The sequence below is a fragment of the Butyrivibrio sp. AE3009 genome, assembly GCF_000420845.1.
In the GTDB taxonomy this organism is placed as follows: Bacteria; Bacillota; Clostridia; order Lachnospirales; family Lachnospiraceae; genus Butyrivibrio.
This window is the reverse complement of the sequence record NZ_ATVS01000017.1, coordinates 38,557-57,889: the sequence shown is the minus strand read 5'-3', so window position 1 is coordinate 57,889 and position 19,333 is coordinate 38,557. Positions and strand designations below refer to the sequence as shown.

Sequence of the window (19,333 nt, the reverse complement as noted above, 5' to 3'; positions counted from 1 at the left end):
CAATATACACTCCACATGCAACTAATTTTCACACCAAGTTATTACATTAGCTCAGAAGGATTATCTTCCCAAAATATTAGAATATAACTTCCTAAGCCGCAGTTGTACTCCAAGCATCAAAAGATAAAAAAAACCACTTATGAGGATTTTAATAAAAAGAGCCAATATACTATTATTGACTGCAGGTGAATATCCCCGAAACAGCACATACATAAGTATTCCAGAAATCAAGTACGGAACTGATTTTCTAAGGTTTTCCCCAATTTTGGCAGTTTTATATACATATGCCGCTTGAACAATACAAACCATAGCCTCTGCAGTAAGCGTTCCTATTGCTGCTCCAATAGACTCATACTTAGGTATTAGAATTATATTAAGTATTAAGTTGATAATAGCTCCTGAAAACAACGATAAAACAAATAGTCTATCTTTTTTCCTAGGTAATAAATATTGTGTCCTTATCACGTTGGCAAATGCTAAGAATATGCAACTAGGCAAAATGATCAGAAAAATCTTGTTACACTTTTCAAACCCTTTTCCAAAAAATACCTGCACAAATTCCTTTGATACAGTCATAATTCCAAAACAAATAGATGATGAAATGAACATATCAAAAACAATCGATTTACTAAATAAATCTTCTGTTTCTTTACTAGATTCTTCATTTGATAACATATTAGATATCCTTGGAAGCATTACAGTTCCAAGAGCAGTTATAAGCGCAAGAGGAACCATAATTACATTCTCACTTGCATGATAATACCCTAATTCTTTATCATTTGACATTGCACCAAGCATTATTTTATCCATAGTCTTATATATACTTACTGCTATTGTAGGCAAAAAAAGAATCATATTTGATTTGATATGTGATAATACTCCAGAAACCGTAGGCTTTATAAAATGAACCTTTCTCATAACAATTGGCAATGATATTAACTGCCTGAAAAAAAAACTCGAGCAATATATTAAAGAATATTTCCAAACATCATCTGAATTCTTCACGAACGCAAATACGCACACTGCCGCACCTATTTTAGTTAATACATCTCGAACAGATGTAAGTCTGAATTCTTCAAGACCATATAGTGCCCATGTTAAATCAATTCCTCCACTTAACACTATAAATGCCGAAATGAAAGCAAGTTCTTTATTTATAGCAAATAAAAAGCAGTACCCCAGATAAATCGCTGTTATTACTATCCCCATGAAAGCTTGAAACACATACAGCTCAAAAAACACTCTTGAAAGAGCAATCTCATCATCCTTGATATACGCTATTGTTCGATTCCCATAACTATGAAGGCCAAGTCTTATAAAAATATAGAAATAATAAGCCACAGAATATGCGAAAGAAAACTCTCCAAGCCCTCCAGCTTGTATTGTTCTAGTTAAATATGGCAGTGTTACTAACGGAATAATTATCCCCGATAGCTCATAAATAGCATTGAATATGAAGTTTGTTTTAATTCGTGTATTTATCATTATATTCCCGAATTTAGATTCCACTGATCACCAAGAATTCTATCAAATTCATCGGGTTCAAACTGACACAATCCACCCGCATTAGTAAATGTCATTTCTCCAAAATACACCTTGCCGCCAATATTATACAAATCTACCCGCACGTGAGAAAAACCAAAAGACAGCTTTTCTGCCAATTCAACCATTAATTCATAATTTTTTGGTTTCTCCAATTGCTTTGTTAAGGGGGCATAATCGCTTCTATGGTACGGCATTAGTTTATAATCTCTATCAAAGAATCCTAATTTCCCATCTGAATGATTTGTATATTCTGTTCGTGTATATGAACAGAATACTTTTCCTCCAAAACAAAAAAACTTGTAATCCGGCATATCAATCATTTCATCCGACAATAAGTTCTCCTCAATATATATCTTGGGCTTTATATCCTTATACTGTAGTTCAAAAAGTGTATAGGCATAATTGCATGATAACCAACCATTCAATTTCTTTTTGACTTTTCTAATATTCACGGTCTCGTTATCATTTACTATTATATTGAAACCACTTCCATTATTAGTCTTTATAACGTATCTTTGAGGCAAGCTATCAAATCTTATATCATCAGCATTAGTGAAAACATCTCCTATAGTCGGAATTAAATATTCCTTACCTATTCTATTTGCTACCCATTCCCTTACAGCTACTTTATCTGTTAACGTCGTCAACAATTCATTTCGCCTATAAAGTTTTGCCCATTGCATCTTTTCAGTATACTTAACTGGATTTTTCAGATTGCATCGTACACCAAATACCTGTTTGTATTTATACTCTATGTACAATGGATATAGTATTTCTGGCATTGCTTTTTTTATATAAAAACTAATCTTCTCCATTCTTTCGAACAATACTCCAAGCATTTGGTTATCAACTATTGTTTGTTATGGTAAACTTTATTCTATTACATAGAAAAAAGGCATATATGAAACATAAGATATAAGGCATAAAAGAGAAATGCCATCTAACTATCGAATATACAAACGAGACAGCGAATAATCCACCTAATATCATTTTTCTTTCAGAATCTTTTCTTTTAAACCATACTTGCTCTATACGATATGTCATTCCTCCATAGAATATGCAACCAACTATTATTCCTACCCACCTAAAATCTAAATACAATTCGTAAAACAAGGTTCCATACGCATTAAAATATACCTTTGGCGCCACATATCTAAAAACTTCTTTTTGATTGAGTATTTTTTCTACAAATAAGCATATATCAGATTTTTTCATTCCCAGCACTACTCTAAACGCATTTATTATCCTTATTATCGGGTAAAAAGCCGCTGCACCATATGTTGTTATTTCTCGTTTGTCTGCATCTTTAATGAACATATCTAATAAAGATATTGGTCCACTTGCATACACATATAATGACCCCAATCCTTTAAATGCTTTATAAACGCCGACCTTCCTATTTCCAAAACTCATATATGTAAGTATCAACACAATAGCTAAAATCATAAAAATAGCTATATAAAAATAAAACTTTTTCTTTTGGTTGATTTCATCAAAGTACACAAAGAAATAAACAAATGCAAAAATCATAATATTAAAAATAGTTGCACGGCTAGCTGTATACAGCATATATGCAACCATATCAACTATATACAAAACGTATACTGAAATCCGAAATCGCCTTTTTGAAAAAAGTGAATAAATGATAACGCATGTAAAAACCATAATCCAAGGGCTAACAAAGTATGACCAAGCTCTGTGCATACCTTGGCCTGTATAGAATCTTACAGAATCATCATATCCTTGGAATATTGCTCTTATCTGACCCAGACTATATCCACTAAGAATAAATGGCACCATTCTACTAGCATATATAATATTGATTACAGTATGTACAATCATTACCCCGAAAAGAATCGGTTCATTTACTACACTTCTAGATTCTATTTTTATACCTACAAAAGAAATTCCACGTAATCGAAATAATAGAATATAACCAATGTTGAAACATACTACGCCAAGAACCAAAATCCAATATGTTCTTATCTCGATTTCATAAAAATTGCATAAATTAAGCCATCTTAGTAATGCCATAATGAACCACATGCCATTAAATGAAACAATCATATTTATCCTAAATCTGCTTAATGTTAGGACGACAATAAAATGAACCCCTAATATTGCTATAGCTAATAGTTCCATAATAAGAAAACCTCTATTATGCTTAAATCATTTCATCATATAAATGGTTCAATAACTAATCGTAGTATTCTCTCTATTCCTTCATACAACACTCTAGCTCTAATTTGTAATAATCTTATAACCTTAAACTGATATGATCCCAGAACTCTATATGCAGCACAATCGTCAGCTATAATATATACATTTTTAAAACCACTTTTTGGATTATTTATGATTTCTAGCAATTCTTTTGAAAACAGGCCTGTTTCCTTATACTGCATAAATAACTGATAATCACATAAACCATATGGCACACTCATCCTTATATCTCCATGTTTATGTCTTGGACTATAGCCAACATAGTGGATAATCTTCGCATTGTGAATATAATTAATCCCTGTATCAACCTGCACATTCCACTCTCCTGGCAACTCTGTGATTATGCCATCGAAGTCAAAATTGGCTTCATTTAAACTAGTTTGGTCAGTAAATATTTTCTTCTTAACAGAATACAAATATAATTCTTTCCACCTTTTAAAAAAATGTCTAGATTCTGCAGTGTCATTTACCCAAAACACACCACTATTATAATGTTTTCCTTGATATCCGACAGAAAACCCCAATCTTTCAGCGTTTTTATAATAAAACTGCTTGTTATAGTACAAATCTATACTTGTATGTTTATCAAGAACCATTCCTATATCGGGAATATCACGAAAACTATCCGCTTCAATTTTTTCACAAAAGACAGTATCAGTATCCACATATAAAAAAGAACCTTCAATCAATTCTCTGATTGACGTTTTCAGTACTCTACTTCTAATTCTTTTTTTGACACCACTTTCAAACGGCAAATGCTTAATTATAGCATACTTCTTAATCTCACTTCTTTTCCCTATTAACCCTTCAAAAGTATCATCGTCCATAACCACGAATATTTCAGCATCTATTTTATTCGTTTTTATCGACTTTATAGAAATCATGCATTCTTCATAATATATATCTTCACTATCTGATACCAAAACATATACAATTCTCATAAGTACAATCCCTATAAAATATTGCTCAAATTCCTGCCATGTATATTCTAGCCAATTCATCTACTTGTAATTCGACATCATACCCAGATCTTCGGACAATACCAGCATACTCCAGCCTATTTCTCTTTCTAGCAGGCTTGTTTAAAATGGAATCTGCGCAACCAGAAACATTCCTAATATCAATATAATGCAAGTCATCAATTATCTTTGCTTCATTCGTAATTGTATCTGACAAGAAACATTCTAATCCAGAGGCCTGTGCCTCAATAGACGTTATTGGGTTCCCCTCAAATAATGATGGCAAAATAAAAATATCTGCAGCAGACATATATTGTTCAACTTTTGGCGTAGTTCCAACAATAATCACTCTGTTTTCTATATTATTATCCTTTATTTTTTTTAATATTGCCTCTTGTAATTCCCCCTCACCAATCATAAATAAATACGCTTCTTGTTTTTGTATGATTTTTTTAAATACATCAAGTAAAAACAGCTGATTTTTTTGATAATTAAATCGTCCGACATTCAAATAGATTATCGTGCTTTCATCTATATCATACATTTTTCGAATTATACGTCTGTCCATTTCATTAAATTGAAATCTATCTGTGTCAACAAAGCATTTAATGATCTTGACATTTTTCTGGTTTTTCTTTGTAAATAGCCATTCACTCGCCATTCTAGAGCAAGCAATTCTTTCATCTGCATATTTTTGGAATATATATTTCCCACCCTCGTGTCCAATTCGCTTTATAATACGATGTCCATCACCAAAATCCGTGTTATGGGAATGAACTATTACATTTTTTACACCTGCTTTCTTTGCCAAATATGCATATAAAAACATTGTTCCATTTGACGCATGGATATGAAGAACATCAGGCTTTATATCTTTCATTGCATTTTCAAAGCTCAATAGCCCTGAAATAACACGCTTTATAGGATCATCATATGCTTTCTCTGAAAGTACTTGTACGCATCCACAGTTTTTTTCGATTTCATCCAAGAACATTGATGTTTTAACTTGCGTTGTCAAGACTACACAAGAGAAAGCATTTATATCAATCTTAGTTGTTATGTCTGATATATATTTTGAGATGCCTCCAGCTACCCAAACATCAGTAAACAGCACTATTTTCATCATTTTTCTCAATTTCAATAAATCACAACAAACAATTGTCGTTTACTATTCACGCTCTCTTGAATAAAAATTCCTTAAACCGTCCGAACGCCTTCAAGCTTCTCTTCATATCATCAAGGCTCTTTACACTCATCCACATCCTATGCCCGATATACCAAGGTCTCAAGTAGAATTTTCGTCTGCAATAATTGCAGAACTCCACCAGTTCCTCTGCTGAAATATCGTCTATGTGCATGCTTGTATTATGGTTGCCATCTTCTTTCAGATAATCTGTATACTTTCCACTTAAATAACCTTGTGATACCGCCCAGTCATAGGCTTCCGTTCCGGGAAATGGCATTAATGGATAAAACTGTGCCGTATCAAGTTTAAGTGTTAATGCGACATTCAGGGTTTCTTTCATTGTATTTCTTGTTTCACCCTTGTTGCCAACTATAAAACAGCCATGCACTTGCATACCGGCTTTTCTGGCATTATCAACAAATGGCTTGAACTGCTCAACTTTAGTACCTTTTTTGATATTGTTAAGAATTTGCTGGCTTCCACTTTCAAAACCTGGCAAAAGCAACCTACAACCAGCTTTTTTCATGAGCACCATAGTCTCATAATCTAAAGTAACTCTGGAATTACACATCCATCTGATTTTCTTGTTGATTCCTTTTTCTCTAATCAGAGAACAGAATTTCTTTACTCTGTCTACATCAGCTGTAAAGGTATCATCCTCGATTACAACCTCTTTTACCTCAGGAAAGTTTTCTACTATGTATTCGAACTCTGCTACAATATTCTGTGGACTTCTATATCTGTATTGATGTCCATGCATTGTCTGAGGATACAAACAAAAGTTACAGTAAAACGGGCATCCTCTTCCAGTAAAAATCTGGATTTCTGGATATGTTGCCACTGGCTGAAAATAATCTTTCACATCCAAATGGCTTTTGATAAACTCTGAAGCAAAAGGAACACTGTCCATATCGGTGATATAAGGCATATCGTCATTACTGATTTTTCTACCATCAGATTCACGATAAGTAATTCCCTTCACAGTTTTCCAATTAATACCTGACTTAAGCGCTTTCGCTATATCTTCAATTGTCAGATCATATTCTTTTCTGGCAACAAAGTCTATTGCCTCATTCAAATCTAAGGTTTCATCAGCTCTTACAGAAACATGTGTCCCCACTAGGCCTAATAAAGCAGAAGGGAACAAATTCTTAATCTTACCCGCAAAAGAAACATCATTATAAATCGATGGTGTTGTTGAATCCACCACAAAAAGTCTCGTATCTGCACCTTTTGCTTTTATAATCTCCAATGCATCTTCTTCCGAAAGCTGCTTGGCTGGTGCATCCAAGAATTCCACTTCAAATCCTTCTTTTTCCAATCTAGCAGCTGCGTAGATAAGCCAAAGAGGATAATAGAAGCACCCAGACTTAGTGATAGCAGGACTTCGTTGTTCTCTCGAAAACTTGCCATATTCAGATTTGAATGGTGGATTTACAAAGAATACTTTCATTTACTTCCTCATCTGGCACTTTTTAGTTTATGAAATAGAACTGGGTTCTTGCTTCTGATTGTATAAATCGTATATCCCATCAAATATGCACCCGGAGTCCAATTCCATCTGATAGGAAGGACAAATACCCTCATCTTTTTTGAACGACATCTTGCGTACTTAATAGCTTCCCTAGTATCAGGATGTTGTACCATACTCTTAATGCTGTCGTATTTCTGCTTGGTTGTCAGATTCTTGCCTGCGTGAAATACATTCTCGATACAACCTGCAATTCTTTCTATGAATTCACGACTGGTATACTCTCTGGACTTGTTGTCCCAAATCCCAAGCTTTTTATAATGCGCAGTAAACTCATTGTATTCCTTATTTCTAATGATAAAAGAATCGTCCCTGTATTTCTCAGTAGTAGACCCTACTCGCTCTCTGACATAGTAATAAAGGCATTCATTTGTAAATGCTATGCTATTGCAATTCTCAATAAACTGCCTATTAAACACTCTGTCTTCAGTATAGACGTGACCATCTCTATAGCGAAGATTCTCTTCCCTGATAAGATCCATCCTATAGAGCTTATTCCATACATTCGATAGTAGATCTGAATCCCACATATCTACTAAATGTTCTTTTATTTCTTCGGGAGTTTTGTAGACACTGGAAGGATAGTACTTTTCCTCAAGATAAGTAGTCTCGGATTCCCCATTGTTTTCTTTTTCCAATTTATAATAGAATCCACATACCCCCATGTCCGCCTGAGTTGAATTCATCAAACTAACCATTTTTTCATACATGTCTTCTTTAATTTCATCATCGCAATCAAGAAAAGTTATATATTTCCCTGTTGCCACATTAAGTCCTGCATTTCTGGCAGTGGCAGTACCACCATTTTCCTTGTGGATTACTGCTACTCTCTCATCCTGTTCTGCTATCTTATCTAGAATTGCCGGTGAATTGTCTTTTGACCCATCATCAACAAAAATAGCTTCCCAGTCCTTAAATGATTGGGAAGCTATACCTTCGTAACACATTTGAACATATTTCTCCCCATTAAAGACCGGAATCACAATAGATAATTCTGGCATACAATACTTTCTCCCATACTGTTCATTTTAATCTGATACTAATACGCGCCATCCCCTGCCTTCAGCGCTCTGAATGTCATAATAATAAGTCCGATATCAGTAGCAACACTTCTCTTTTGAAGATACTTCTGATCAAGTTCCATCCACTCTTCAAAAGGGACTTCGGTGCGGCCCATAACCTGCCAATAGCATGTGAGACCGGGTTTAACAAGATGCCTTGTCATCTGGAATGGAGTCATCTGATCTGTTTCGTATACAGGAAGAGGCCTTGGACCAACTACTGACATTTCACCCTTCAAAATATTAAGGAGTTGCGGAAGTTCGTCTATGCTTGTCTTTCTGAGAACTTTGCCTATTCGTGTAATTCTGGGATCATGCTTCATTTTAAAAGCAGGTCCATCAAGCTCATTCTGCTCTAAGAGAAACTTATGCATCTCAGCTGCATTCTCACACATTGTTCGGAATTTATACATTTTAAACGGCTTATTATTTAATCCGGTTCTTTCCTGAACAAAAAAGACAGGGCCTCCATCTTCCTTTTTGATTAGAATAGCCACAACTAAAAAAAGCGGAGCTAAGATTATCAATCCCAGCAATGACGCAACCACGTCAAACGCTCTTTTTATCATCCTATATACAATTTTTCCTTTAACATTAGCTGTCACAGAGCTTATAGCGTCTGCTTCTGACTGAAAATCCGGGTTATTGATATTAGCTTCACGCTCTAACGCTATAGCCTGACCATTAACAACTTCTGTATTATTGTATTCAACTAGCATATCTCGCCCTCACAAGCTAATTCTAGCATAAAACTCCATGTCTTTAATTGTATATCGGCATATTTTATACTAATTTAAGTAAATGAGATTGAGATTTATAAGAAATTTATCTCACTAATGTTTTATTCATAGTATTATTATAGTCTAAATATTGATATTTGTCATAGAAAAAGCGTAGATTTCGTGCCAATTCCGAAACCTACACCTTTCATGCTAAACAATTTTCAATTCCTATCACTAATTCAATGATCTATCACCACCCGGTCGCCACTAGGGACAGTTCTTGCTGATGCATGAGAAACTGCACCATCGAGAACCGTCCCCATTGGCTTACTTTCACATACGGGAAACGAAGCGGTGCCTGGCTCCACTTACAGGAATCATAAGCAGATAAAGCATTCTCAGCCTAACGGTAGTCATAACAGATTGCAATATGATGATGGTGCCAGCGCACCGCAGTAAATTGCATCACAAAATACAATCGCCGCAGCAGTTGATGCTATATTGATTTATACCGTGCCAGGCACTGTCAACATATATGACCATCACAACATTTACCAGAGCCATGGGGCATTACGATGTAGCGTTGGTGCCAGGCACAGCTGCTTTCCCGGTAGTCGCTGCGTTAAGGTGGGACTGCGCTGATTCCCGCAAGAAATTAGAACTTTCCTGGAAATAGCAATCACTATTCCACACCGAAAAAGTGATATAATAATCTATGGGGATGCCGTGTGCATCCCCTTTGTGTTTATACGGATTCTGAAAGGAGTAACTCAAATGGGCGTCTATGATCCTTTGCATAATTTTCTTAAGAAATGCAGGCAGAACGAAATAACCCTCACGTTTGCGGAGATAGAATCAATCCTCGGCAGAGCATTGCCGGCGTCTGCAAGTAAGTATGATATGTGGTGGGACAATCCGGATGAAAATGCCAAATCCGTGCACAGCCAGGCAGCTGCCTGGACAAAAGCCGGCTATACAGCTCAGGTAAACAGAAGAGGTAAAACAGTTCGTTTTTACACCGCTGCTATGCGTTCCCACGAACGTATAGCCCTTATCTCATGCTCAAAGCTCAAAAAAGACTATGCCTGCAAAGCAAAAGAGCTCTATTCCGCAAGCACTCTTTTTTCCCTATCCTATGAATATGCCAAAAGAAATTCAGACCGTATCTATATCCTTTCCTCCAAGTACGGACTTGTTGGGGAGAATGAAGTTTTAGCTCCCTACGATGAAACGCTTAAAGATAAATCGCCGGCAGAGATACAACGCTGGTCGCAAATGGTATTTGATCAGCTTAATTCGGTCTGTGATGTTCAAAACACCGACTTCATCATCTTGGCGGGAAAAAACTACTATCAGTACTTACTTAATTACCTGCCCCACGTAACCCTCCCCCTCGGAAATCGACCCCTTGGCGATAGAATATCATTTCTTCAGGAATATCTGGCTAAACAAGCCTCACCTATGACAGATTTCTAATAAAAGTGACAGGCACTTTGCTTAACTAAAGTGCCTGTCACTAATTTTGGGTAATACTGGTATAATTTTTTTTAAATCTTTCTTTTTGTTGTCAGGTCTGCTGGCAATAACATACGCCATAGGGCAACTAAAATAATCTGCAATTGATTCTGCAAACAAAAATCCACTTTTAGCAACGAAAATGATCAAATCAGGCTTGTAGCTTTGGGCGATTTCTTCCGCCCATGCAATACAATCCTGCTTTATTTCATTCTCATTCATAAAAAATGCGTCAATTTTCATGCCAGCCCCACATTAATTACGACTAAATTTTCTATAATACAATTTGCAAATAATATTATCACTTCACTATCAGTCCTTTATATGCCATGATCCCGCCAATATTCTTCACATCCTTGTATCCGAAGGTCTGCATGATTTTCACTGCACGGCCGGCTCTTCCGCCTCTAAGGCAGTATACGAAAACGGGGACATTCTTATCGGTAATGACATCCTCGATTTTCTGAATTTCTTCCACGGGCAGATTGATGCTCCCGGGTATATGGCCGTTTTTATACTCTTCCTCGGTCCTTACATCTAGGAGAACAGCACCTGCCGTGGCTTTGTACTTTTCTATTTCAGAATTAATGTCAGTTCTTTTTATAAGATCTTTAAGTCCCATCAATTCCTCCATATCCGCTTACCGCAACAGTGGGCATTCCCCAAGTCAATTCCGCGAACACGCTTTCTCATCAACAATGCAATATTATATAGATTAATTATAACCCATATATTGTTCTTTTCACATAAAAAAGCGTAGATTTTGTATCAAATCTACGCTTTCAGCACTTTATCTTTAAACTGATCTATTACATAAAAGCAGCCATATATAATGGCAAGGTAATTATTCCTTCCACGTCAACACCAATATTTCCATCAATAAACTTATACCCATATTCGATGTCGTCTTTGTTCTTTACAAAAGCTTTAAGAGAAGTAGCTCGCGTATTGCCGCTTTTTACCTCTATCGGGACAACTCTTCCCTCTTTCTGGATAATAAAGTCAAGCTCTCTCTTGGTGGTCTCATTCTTATAGAAAAACAGAGAATATCCGTTCTTATACAGAGCATCTGCTACTGCGCATTCATAAATACCGCCTTTCGTATTCCCTGAAAGAGTATTTTCAACGATATGCCGCTTTAATGTGAAGTCTTTCATGGCAATGAGCAAGGATAGGTCTGTAGTATATGCCCTGAAAAAATCATCCCTGGCATAATCCTCAAGATCATATTTTACATCCGTCACATACTTGCATAGACTGATGATATCCGCTCGCAGGAGCCATTCAATGCTTGAAAAATATTTCTGCGCTCTTCCGCCATGCTCTACTTCTTTATATTGAAATTTATGATTTTCCTTTTCAAGGAGCTGCTTTGCAAGTGATAAGTAACACTTCTCAGCCTTAACCTTCTCTTCCGCATGAGCATAATGGGCAATGTCATACTGATAGCCCTGTAACAGGCTACGTTGGATCTTGTCCACCGCTCTATAATCCTTGGATTCAAGGTATTCCTTTACAGCTTCAGGCATACCCCCGGTCGCAATATAATGCCTGTAATAATTCATCATCTGCGTATTGATTGCTTCCGGAACCACCTCTCTCCTTTCAAAGTAACCACGAAGAGAATCAATCATATCATCGGTGACTCCAAGCCCCCATAAAAACTCTTCAAAATCCAGCCCATTCATCTTAATGTAATCTACGTATCCAACAGGATATGAGGATGCTCTTTTATAATCAATACCCAGAAGTGATCCTGACGCTATAACATCATATCTATTATCTATTGCCCAGAACTTCAGAGAAGTGATAGCTTCCTGACATTCCTGAATTTCATCCAAAAAGATAAGACTCTTTCCGGGAAGTATCTTCTTTTCGGGAAAACGGAACCTCATCGCCATTACCATTGTATCAACCGATAAATCTCCGGCAAAAATGTCTGCTGCAGATGGAATTTCCTTAAAGTTTATTTCTACTACTTCTTCATAGTTCGCTTCCGCAAACCTCTCCACAGAATAAGTTTTGCCGACCTGCCTGGCCCCCTGTACGATAAGGCACTTCTTATCTTTGGATGCGCTCCAGTCCTTTAGTTCTGCTGATATCTTTCTTCTCATTGCTACTCCTGTCAACATTTTAGAATACAATTATGTAGCTTATATCAACATTTTAGAATACAATAATGCACTTGTCATCAACATTTTAGAATTTTACGGCATATGAAGGGAAGGTTACTTTATCAACCTATATTTCCTTCAAAAACAGCTTCTCCAAGGCCTTCACCGGTGATAGTCAGCCTGAACTTTCCGGGCTCATATCCGGAGCGGAGTATTGCCAGAGCGCGGCCCCTGTAGGTGATGGTCTCGCCGTCTGTGTAGTCATCCTCCGTAATGGGATTGGCCGATCCAAAGCCGGCAAGGCTCATGGAACCGCTGCACTCTCCGGTTATATCTATGGCGGCATTGGGAACAATACAGCCCTCGCTGTCCACCACTTCTATTCCAACATATATGAGGTCATGTCCGTCTGCGGCGGCGCTGCTCTTTTCCGGAAGGAGCTTTAAAGCGGCGGGTTTTCCTGTGGTGACAAGCTTATCCCTGCTCACCGCTTTACCTGCCCGGTAGCTTATGGCTTCAACTGTTCCCGGCTCATATTTGGTATCAAATACTGCGCTGCAGGGCATGGGCCTGTCCATGGTCACAGCTTTTTTTCCAAGGGATCTCCCGTTTTGGACAAGCTCGACTTCATCGGCATTGGAAAATACTGCCAGACTTATGTCCCGGCCTTCATATCCCTCGTAGTTCCAGCTTGAGAAAAGCTCAGGGAACCCCCACATGGTGGTGATTTCTTTTTTCCCAAAGTTCGAAGGGTCCTTAGAAAAGAGGTGGGTGCTGCCGCTACCCCAGACAACGCTTCTGTAGGCGCCCTGAGGGGTTCTGTTTCCGGTGATGTCAAAGTCCGCGTCGTTGGCGCATCTCCAGGGATAGGGGGATCCGGAGGGCGGCATGAGCACCCAGCCGTTAGTCCTTTTTATCTCATTATCCTCATCATTTTCATCCACATAGGCAGCCTTGCCTATTCCGGCTTCTCCCAAATAGTCCCAGGCGGTCCAGGTAAAATCGCCTATCACATAGGGAAGCTTCTCCACCATGGGCCATCTGTAGCCTATCTGGTTGGGGAAGTTCTCGGAGCCCAGGATGACCCTCTCCGGGAACATCTCGTGGTCACGCTCATAGATGTCTTCCATGTAGTTGTAGCCCACTATGTCAAGGCCATTGGTAAAGGGCTCTGTTACCGTCTCCCAGGTGGTATCAAAGAGGCCCTCGGAGGAGTTCTGATTCTGGCACTGATGGGCCATCAGTGCATCATCCAAGCCGCTCCAGAGGGTACATATGCCGTTGCTCACAGGCCTGTAGGGGTCGTACTTTTTTATCTCAAGAGCAATGTCGGTAGCCAGGGAATATCCGTTATTCAGGCCGCCCCTTTCCGGTATTTCATTTCCAGTGGACCAGATGATGACGCTGGGGTGATTCCTGTCTCTTTTTATAAAAGAGGAAATGTCCTTTTTCCAGTCGCTGTCAAAAAACTGGCTGTAGTCGCCGCTTCTCTTGGCAATTCCCCAGGCGTCGAAGGCTTCGTCAAAAACGTACATTCCAAGCCTGTCGCAGGCCTCGATGAGGGCAGCTGAGGGAGGGTTGTGGGCGGTTCTTACGGCATTAAAGCCGATTTCCTTTAGCTTTTCGATTTTTCTTTTTTCCGCCTCATAGAGAGATACGGAGCCGAGAAGACCGTTATCATGATGAAGACAGCCGCCCTTCAGCTTCACAGTTTTTCCGTTGATCCTGAGGCCGTAAACCGCATCCGCAGTGATGGTCCTGACTCCAAAAAGGGTTGAGGCTTCGTCCAGGGTACTGTTTTCCTCAGGGATAAAATGGGTCCTGTAGGTGCCAAGGTTCTGCAGGGATACCGTGACGTTATACAGATTTGGCTCGTCACAGTCCCACAAAAGGGGGTCCTTTAGATTGATCGCCAATATGGCAGTCTCTGTTTCCCCTGCGCCGATTCTGATGACTCTGTTTACATCAGTCACAACTTCGCCGGTGGCCTCTTTTGCCAGGGACACTGTCACCCGGGCAAGCCTGTCCTCAAGGGTTGTGTTTTCGGTCTCGATACGGGCTTCGATAAATGCATAGCCGTCCCGGACCTCCCTTGTATGAAGAAGGATCCCGTCAGGAACTATGTGAACTCTGGGGCCGTGAAGGAGCCGGGCTCCCCTGTAAAGGCCAGAGCCCGTGTACCAGCGGGAATTGACCTGCATGGTGGTATTGCAGTTGATGGTGACCCGGTTCTCCTCTCCGAAGGAGATATATTTGGTCAGATCCAGATAAAAAGGGGCATAGCCGTAGTGCTGACCTCCCACCTTGCAGCCGTTAACATCAACTGTCACATTCATCATGGCGCCGTCAATCTGAAGTCCGACGCAGTCTCCCTCCCATTCCTTCGGGATCATTATGTACTTGGTATAGCTTGAAAGATTGCCGACAAAATATCCGCTGTCGGACTTTGCCGGCGCGTCGGGTCTGACAGGGGTTCCGATCATCCCATCGTGGGGAAGGTCCACCTCTTTTCCCGGAATATCCTTAAGAAGTCCCAGCGAATCCACAAAACCTCTTCTAAAGGACCATTTGTCGTCAATACAGATGCTTTTCATGTTGTTTCCCCCTTGTTGCCTTAAACTTTTTTCCGTTTTGTTTACGATACTTATAATTATCAATGCATTTTTAGTATATGAAAAGTACTTTTTTATGCATATTTCAATACCGGCTATGGCACCTTTGAGGCATAGTTAAAGCCCTCGGTGCATCATCACCAAGGGCTTAGTTAGTACTATCAATATGCTCCGTCCTTGCCAAACACGGCGGGGAAGGTTCTGAAGATCAGCTCCAGATCCTTCAGAATACTCATATCCTGAATATACTGAAGATCCAGCTCAACCCATCTGTCCCATTTGATCTTGGCTCTTCCGCAGACCTGCCAGTAGCAGGTAAGACCGGGTTTGGCGATGAGCCTCTGTTTTTCGTAGGCATTACACTCTTCCATCTGATTATAGAGAATGGGTCTTGGCCCCACAATGCTCATGTCACCTTTGATGATATTAAGGAGCTGTGGAAGCTCATCAATGGAGTATCTCCTGATAAATCTCCCCACTCTGGTTATTCTAGGATCGTTTTTGATCTTGAAAGCATGTCCCGTCTGTTCATTCTGGGCCTGCATCCGTTCAAACTGTGATTCTGCATTCTTGTACATGCTCCTGAACTTGTAGATCTTGAAGCTCTTCATATTCTGACCGGCTCTCTGCTGGGTAAAAAATACAGGTCCGCCATCCTCAAGAATAATGGCCAGAGCTGTAATAATAAAGACCGGCGAAAGAAGCACAAGGGCTACACTGGCCGCTATGATATCAAATGCTCTTTTCGTCCATTTGTAAATATTGGGTTTGTGATCAAAGATCTCCTGATAATTGAGTTCGATGATCTTACGGCCCCAGGTGCCGCTTAACGATTCCGCTCTAAGTGTCGCAGTTTTTGCCATATCATAACCCCCTCATAGGCTCTGATTGCGTATCTAATTAATACATCGGCATATTTTGCAATTTATTTATAGTTTTAGTCGTTATAACGTTTATATTTTCTTGAAATCAAGAAACATCCCCAGGCGTACAATCCCCCTTTATATTACAAGTACGCAATAATATTTTATCAATAATGCGACCATTAAACCAATTAAAAAAGGATAAACAAATAACTTATTTTACAGAATCTCACCCCTCCACCAGCCTATCATCATACTCATACTGCGATATCGTAACCCTATGCTTCCCCGCATCATTCACATAAGAAATTGCCACCGAAGAATCAGTTGCAAAAATAACCTTCACATCACTTCCGCCTTTGCACACAAGGCGCATATCTTCATAGCCATGATAATAATTGCTGTCCTTCCACAGGTACACATCTCCGGTGGAATTGTCCCGAATCAGGATGACATCACCTTTTTTGCTTGAAACTATTATGGAAGCGTCGAGAAAACCGCAGGCTCTTTGCTTACTCTCGGAATATCTGCCGTAAACGTAGAGCATGCCGCCATTTTCTTTGGTGCTGAAAAAGATACGGTCATTGCCGGCGGAAACAAACTGAGGATAGACATTGCCCTTTGCTATGGTTGCATATTCTTTATAAAGAGTGTCCAGGCGAACAAGCTTGGTTTTGCTGCCTTCGACCTTTTTGGCATAGATATAATTGGTATTTCTGAAGTCTCTGTTGCAGTACAGCTGAGTTATGTTTTCATCCGCCAGATATACCTTCCCGAACATGGGATCATAGAGGTAGAGACTTCCATCTTTCTTGAGGTAAAAAATATCGCAGTTTGCCTCATATGCATCGACAACTCCCTCAGCGACAACGTAGCTGTCGAGCTCAGGGCCGTAGATTGATAAAACGCCGTCATTCAGAACTGCCATGTAATTGTCCCAGGAGTAGGGCATAAAGAGCACTCCCGTGTCGTCCTCGCCACAGACTCTTACGCTTTTTCCCTCTGAATTATAGATAACGCCGCCTTCAGCGGAGAGCTTGGGGGAAGTGCCGTCGCTTTTGAGAATGTGGTAGCTGACTTCGTAGGGCGCCAAAACTTTAGAAACTTCGGTATATTTGTGAGTACTATCCGCCTTGCCTGTAAGATCCAGTATCGAATAGATTCCCGCCAGGAAGATGAATGACATACAAACTGCGATCAGCGTATACATGATATATCTGACAACAGATTTTTTGCGGACGCCGTCGTAAAAATCGCCTGACCGAATGCTTGCGATCTTCTCAGCTTCCTCCTCTTCTGCCAGCTCCTCTCTGATATCGGGATCGAGGTCCTCACCGATGTATTCCTTTTTTACACTATCGTTCTCTTCATCAAGGATGAATCGCTCCTTGAGCGCTCTGTGTGTATCAAAGCCACTTACGTGGCTGCCGTCCTCCGCATCCTTAACTTCGAAGACGACCACCTCGTCCTTTTCACTGACTTCAAACTCTACCGATTCTTTATCTTCCGGCGCATCCATGTATGCTTTCAATTTGTAAATCTCCTTTGGGTATTTCCAGTTAAACTAAAAATGCAAGTGGAAGATATTATATATGTTTTCACAACTCTCCACAACTTAAACGATTTAATAGTTATTTAAGATTTCCGAACCACAAAACATAGTAGCATTTTAGATGAGGCATAAAAGGAATTCATAATTTATGAGGAGAAATCAATTATGAAAAAGAGAATTGTTGTTTTATGTACTGCGCTGGCACTTACTGCAGGAGTTATCGCAGGGTGCGGTGCAGGTGATGGTGCGGCCTTGCAGGAAGCTACTAAGTCCGAAGCTACTCAGGAAGAAGCAGCACCGGAAGATGCTAACGCTGCTGCGGCAGATTCAGCAGAGACAGAGCAGGCAGTTGGACTGGCTAACCCCTGGGTAACCATCACAGAGGAAGAAGCGAAGGAGCTTTGCACAAGGCTCTTCAAGGCACCTGAAGGAGCTACTGACGTAGAATGGCTTAAGTGCGAGGATCTCGGTGATCCTGAAAAAAGCGTAGGACCTCTTGTTCAGTTAAGCTTTAAGCTGGATGACCTGGAGTTCACTGCAAGAGCACAGCAGGGAGCTGCTGAGGACGCTGATATCGCCGGCAATTATGTTGAATGGACAGTGGGACCTGAGGATGCTACTCTTGCAAACTGGGGCGAAGGACATATGCCCGGCAAGACCTATCGCGCAATCAACGAAACCGGATATGTTGACATGATCACCTGGTATGATATTGAGATTGGAATTGCTTATTCACTTTCAGTTGCAGCAGCCGACCTTGACGGTTTCGATATCCAGGCCGTTGCAGAGCAGATGTACAACGAAGAAAATGAGGCTTTTGCAGATATGCCCAGCGACTTTGTTCAGGAACAGTCCGGCAAGACCTCTTTTGACTCCTATGATGATGTCATTGCTGCATTAACACCCGGTCAGGGCTACGCATACATCGAGCTGTACGGAAGCGAGGAAAAACTTCTTGCGGTAACCGATCTCGTATTTGAAGCAGACCACACAGCCTATGAAGCTTCTATTTATGGTATCCTTGATGGCAAAGTATCACAGCTTTCAGTTGTTACAGGAGCAGGTTCATCCTATCCCTTAAGAGTTGAGGACGGTATCCTCTATGCAGGCACCAACCACAGCTATGAGACCTACTTCATCTCAGCTGATTTTGGCGGACTTATGATGAAGGATTCCATTTCAGACGGTGTAGACACCGGAACAAACGAGTTCTCAGGATTTACCAGAGAAGAAAACACTTTCGATGCTCCAACCACTGATTATACAGGCGGCCAGGAAGAATTCGACAAGCTCCTCGCCGAAAGAGAAAACAAGAAAGCAATAGAATTCACTGTAGTAGAGTAAATCAATAAAGTGACAGGCACTTTAGCAGAGCAAAGTGCCTGTCACTTTTTTACTCGATTTTTTAATTCACAACAGCTTTATACTATTTTAAGATTGTCAATTAACGCAT

17 protein-coding genes are annotated in these 19,333 nt (G+C 39.7%); 3 read left to right on the top strand and 14 right to left on the bottom strand.

Annotated elements, in window-relative coordinates; all coding sequences use genetic code 11:
• Positions 1-60: 60 nt before the first annotated feature.
• The 8 genes from G588_RS0110490 to G588_RS0110455 are packed head-to-tail and all read right to left on the bottom strand — an operon-like array spanning position 61 to position 9,221.
• On the bottom strand, positions 61-1,485 hold the full coding sequence (locus tag G588_RS0110490) for an oligosaccharide flippase family protein (protein ID WP_022778694.1): 1,425 nt from the start codon (positions 1,483-1,485) through the stop codon (positions 61-63).
• Entirely contained in the window at positions 1,485-2,360 is an 876-nt protein-coding gene (locus tag G588_RS19890; protein ID WP_022778693.1) for an ATP-grasp fold amidoligase family protein, read from the bottom strand. Before G588_RS19890 ends, G588_RS0110490 begins: the two co-directional genes overlap by 1 nt.
• Before the next feature lie 31 nt (positions 2,361-2,391).
• Positions 2,392-3,687 carry an O-antigen polymerase gene (locus G588_RS0110480; protein ID WP_022778692.1) on the bottom strand — a complete coding sequence of 432 codons (1,296 nt, stop codon included), beginning with the start codon at positions 3,685-3,687 and terminating at the stop codon, positions 2,392-2,394.
• 35 nt (positions 3,688-3,722) lie between these two features.
• Positions 3,723-4,706: a putative nucleotide-diphospho-sugar transferase gene (locus G588_RS0110475; protein ID WP_022778691.1), complete on the bottom strand. Its 984-nt coding sequence runs from the start codon at positions 4,704-4,706 to the stop codon at positions 3,723-3,725.
• Positions 4,707-4,731: 25 nt separating this feature from the next.
• Positions 4,732-5,850 (bottom strand): glycosyltransferase, encoded by a 1,119-nt coding sequence (locus G588_RS0110470; RefSeq protein WP_081644316.1) that lies wholly within the window; start codon positions 5,848-5,850, stop codon positions 4,732-4,734.
• Positions 5,851-5,896: 46 nt separating this feature from the next.
• Positions 5,897-7,363, bottom strand: a complete 1,467-nt coding sequence (locus G588_RS0110465; protein ID WP_022778689.1) for a B12-binding domain-containing radical SAM protein — start codon at positions 7,361-7,363, stop codon at positions 5,897-5,899.
• 8 nt (positions 7,364-7,371) lie between these two features.
• Entirely contained in the window at positions 7,372-8,442 is a 1,071-nt protein-coding gene (locus G588_RS0110460) for a glycosyltransferase (protein WP_022778688.1), read from the bottom strand.
• A gap of 38 nt (positions 8,443-8,480) precedes the next feature.
• A complete protein-coding gene (locus tag G588_RS0110455; RefSeq protein ID WP_022778687.1) occupies positions 8,481-9,221 on the bottom strand; it encodes a sugar transferase in 741 nt (246 codons plus the stop codon).
• A gap of 538 nt (positions 9,222-9,759) precedes the next feature.
• On the opposite strand from G588_RS0110455, the gene G588_RS22750 reads away from it, so the two are divergent.
• Both G588_RS22750 and G588_RS22745 read left to right on the top strand, forming a co-directional pair.
• Positions 9,760-9,900: a hypothetical protein gene (locus G588_RS22750; RefSeq protein ID WP_196804972.1), complete on the top strand. Its 141-nt coding sequence runs from the start codon at positions 9,760-9,762 to the stop codon at positions 9,898-9,900.
• Between the two features lie 98 nt (positions 9,901-9,998).
• The gene (locus G588_RS22745; protein ID WP_022778686.1) at positions 9,999-10,700 is read left to right on the top strand and encodes a DUF6884 domain-containing protein; all 702 of its coding nucleotides are present in this window, start codon (positions 9,999-10,001) and stop codon (positions 10,698-10,700) included.
• 21 nt (positions 10,701-10,721) lie between these two features.
• Here G588_RS22745 and G588_RS0110445 read toward each other — a convergent pair whose 3' ends face one another.
• From G588_RS0110445 to G588_RS0110420, 6 genes are all read right to left on the bottom strand, one after another.
• Positions 10,722-10,982 (bottom strand): phosphoribosyltransferase family protein, encoded by a 261-nt coding sequence (locus G588_RS0110445; protein WP_022778685.1) that lies wholly within the window; start codon positions 10,980-10,982, stop codon positions 10,722-10,724.
• Between the two features lie 58 nt (positions 10,983-11,040).
• Positions 11,041-11,361 carry a rhodanese-like domain-containing protein gene (locus G588_RS0110440; RefSeq protein WP_022778684.1) on the bottom strand — a complete coding sequence of 107 codons (321 nt, stop codon included), beginning with the start codon at positions 11,359-11,361 and terminating at the stop codon, positions 11,041-11,043.
• A 187-nt stretch (positions 11,362-11,548) separates the two neighbouring features.
• Positions 11,549-12,853 carry an ATP-binding protein gene (locus G588_RS0110435; RefSeq protein ID WP_022778683.1) on the bottom strand — a complete coding sequence of 435 codons (1,305 nt, stop codon included), beginning with the start codon at positions 12,851-12,853 and terminating at the stop codon, positions 11,549-11,551.
• 122 nt (positions 12,854-12,975) lie between these two features.
• The gene (locus G588_RS0110430) at positions 12,976-15,447 is read right to left on the bottom strand and encodes a glycoside hydrolase family 2 TIM barrel-domain containing protein (RefSeq protein WP_022778682.1); all 2,472 of its coding nucleotides are present in this window, start codon (positions 15,445-15,447) and stop codon (positions 12,976-12,978) included.
• A 179-nt stretch (positions 15,448-15,626) separates the two neighbouring features.
• Positions 15,627-16,328 (bottom strand): sugar transferase, encoded by a 702-nt coding sequence (locus G588_RS0110425; protein ID WP_022778681.1) that lies wholly within the window; start codon positions 16,326-16,328, stop codon positions 15,627-15,629.
• A gap of 229 nt (positions 16,329-16,557) precedes the next feature.
• Positions 16,558-17,859, bottom strand: a complete 1,302-nt coding sequence (locus tag G588_RS0110420) for a hypothetical protein (protein WP_022778680.1) — start codon at positions 17,857-17,859, stop codon at positions 16,558-16,560.
• Positions 17,860-18,045: 186 nt separating this feature from the next.
• On the opposite strand from G588_RS0110420, the gene G588_RS0110415 reads away from it, so the two are divergent.
• Entirely contained in the window at positions 18,046-19,224 is a 1,179-nt protein-coding gene (locus G588_RS0110415; RefSeq protein ID WP_022778679.1) for a hypothetical protein, read from the top strand.
• The last annotated feature ends 109 nt before the right edge of the window (positions 19,225-19,333 follow it).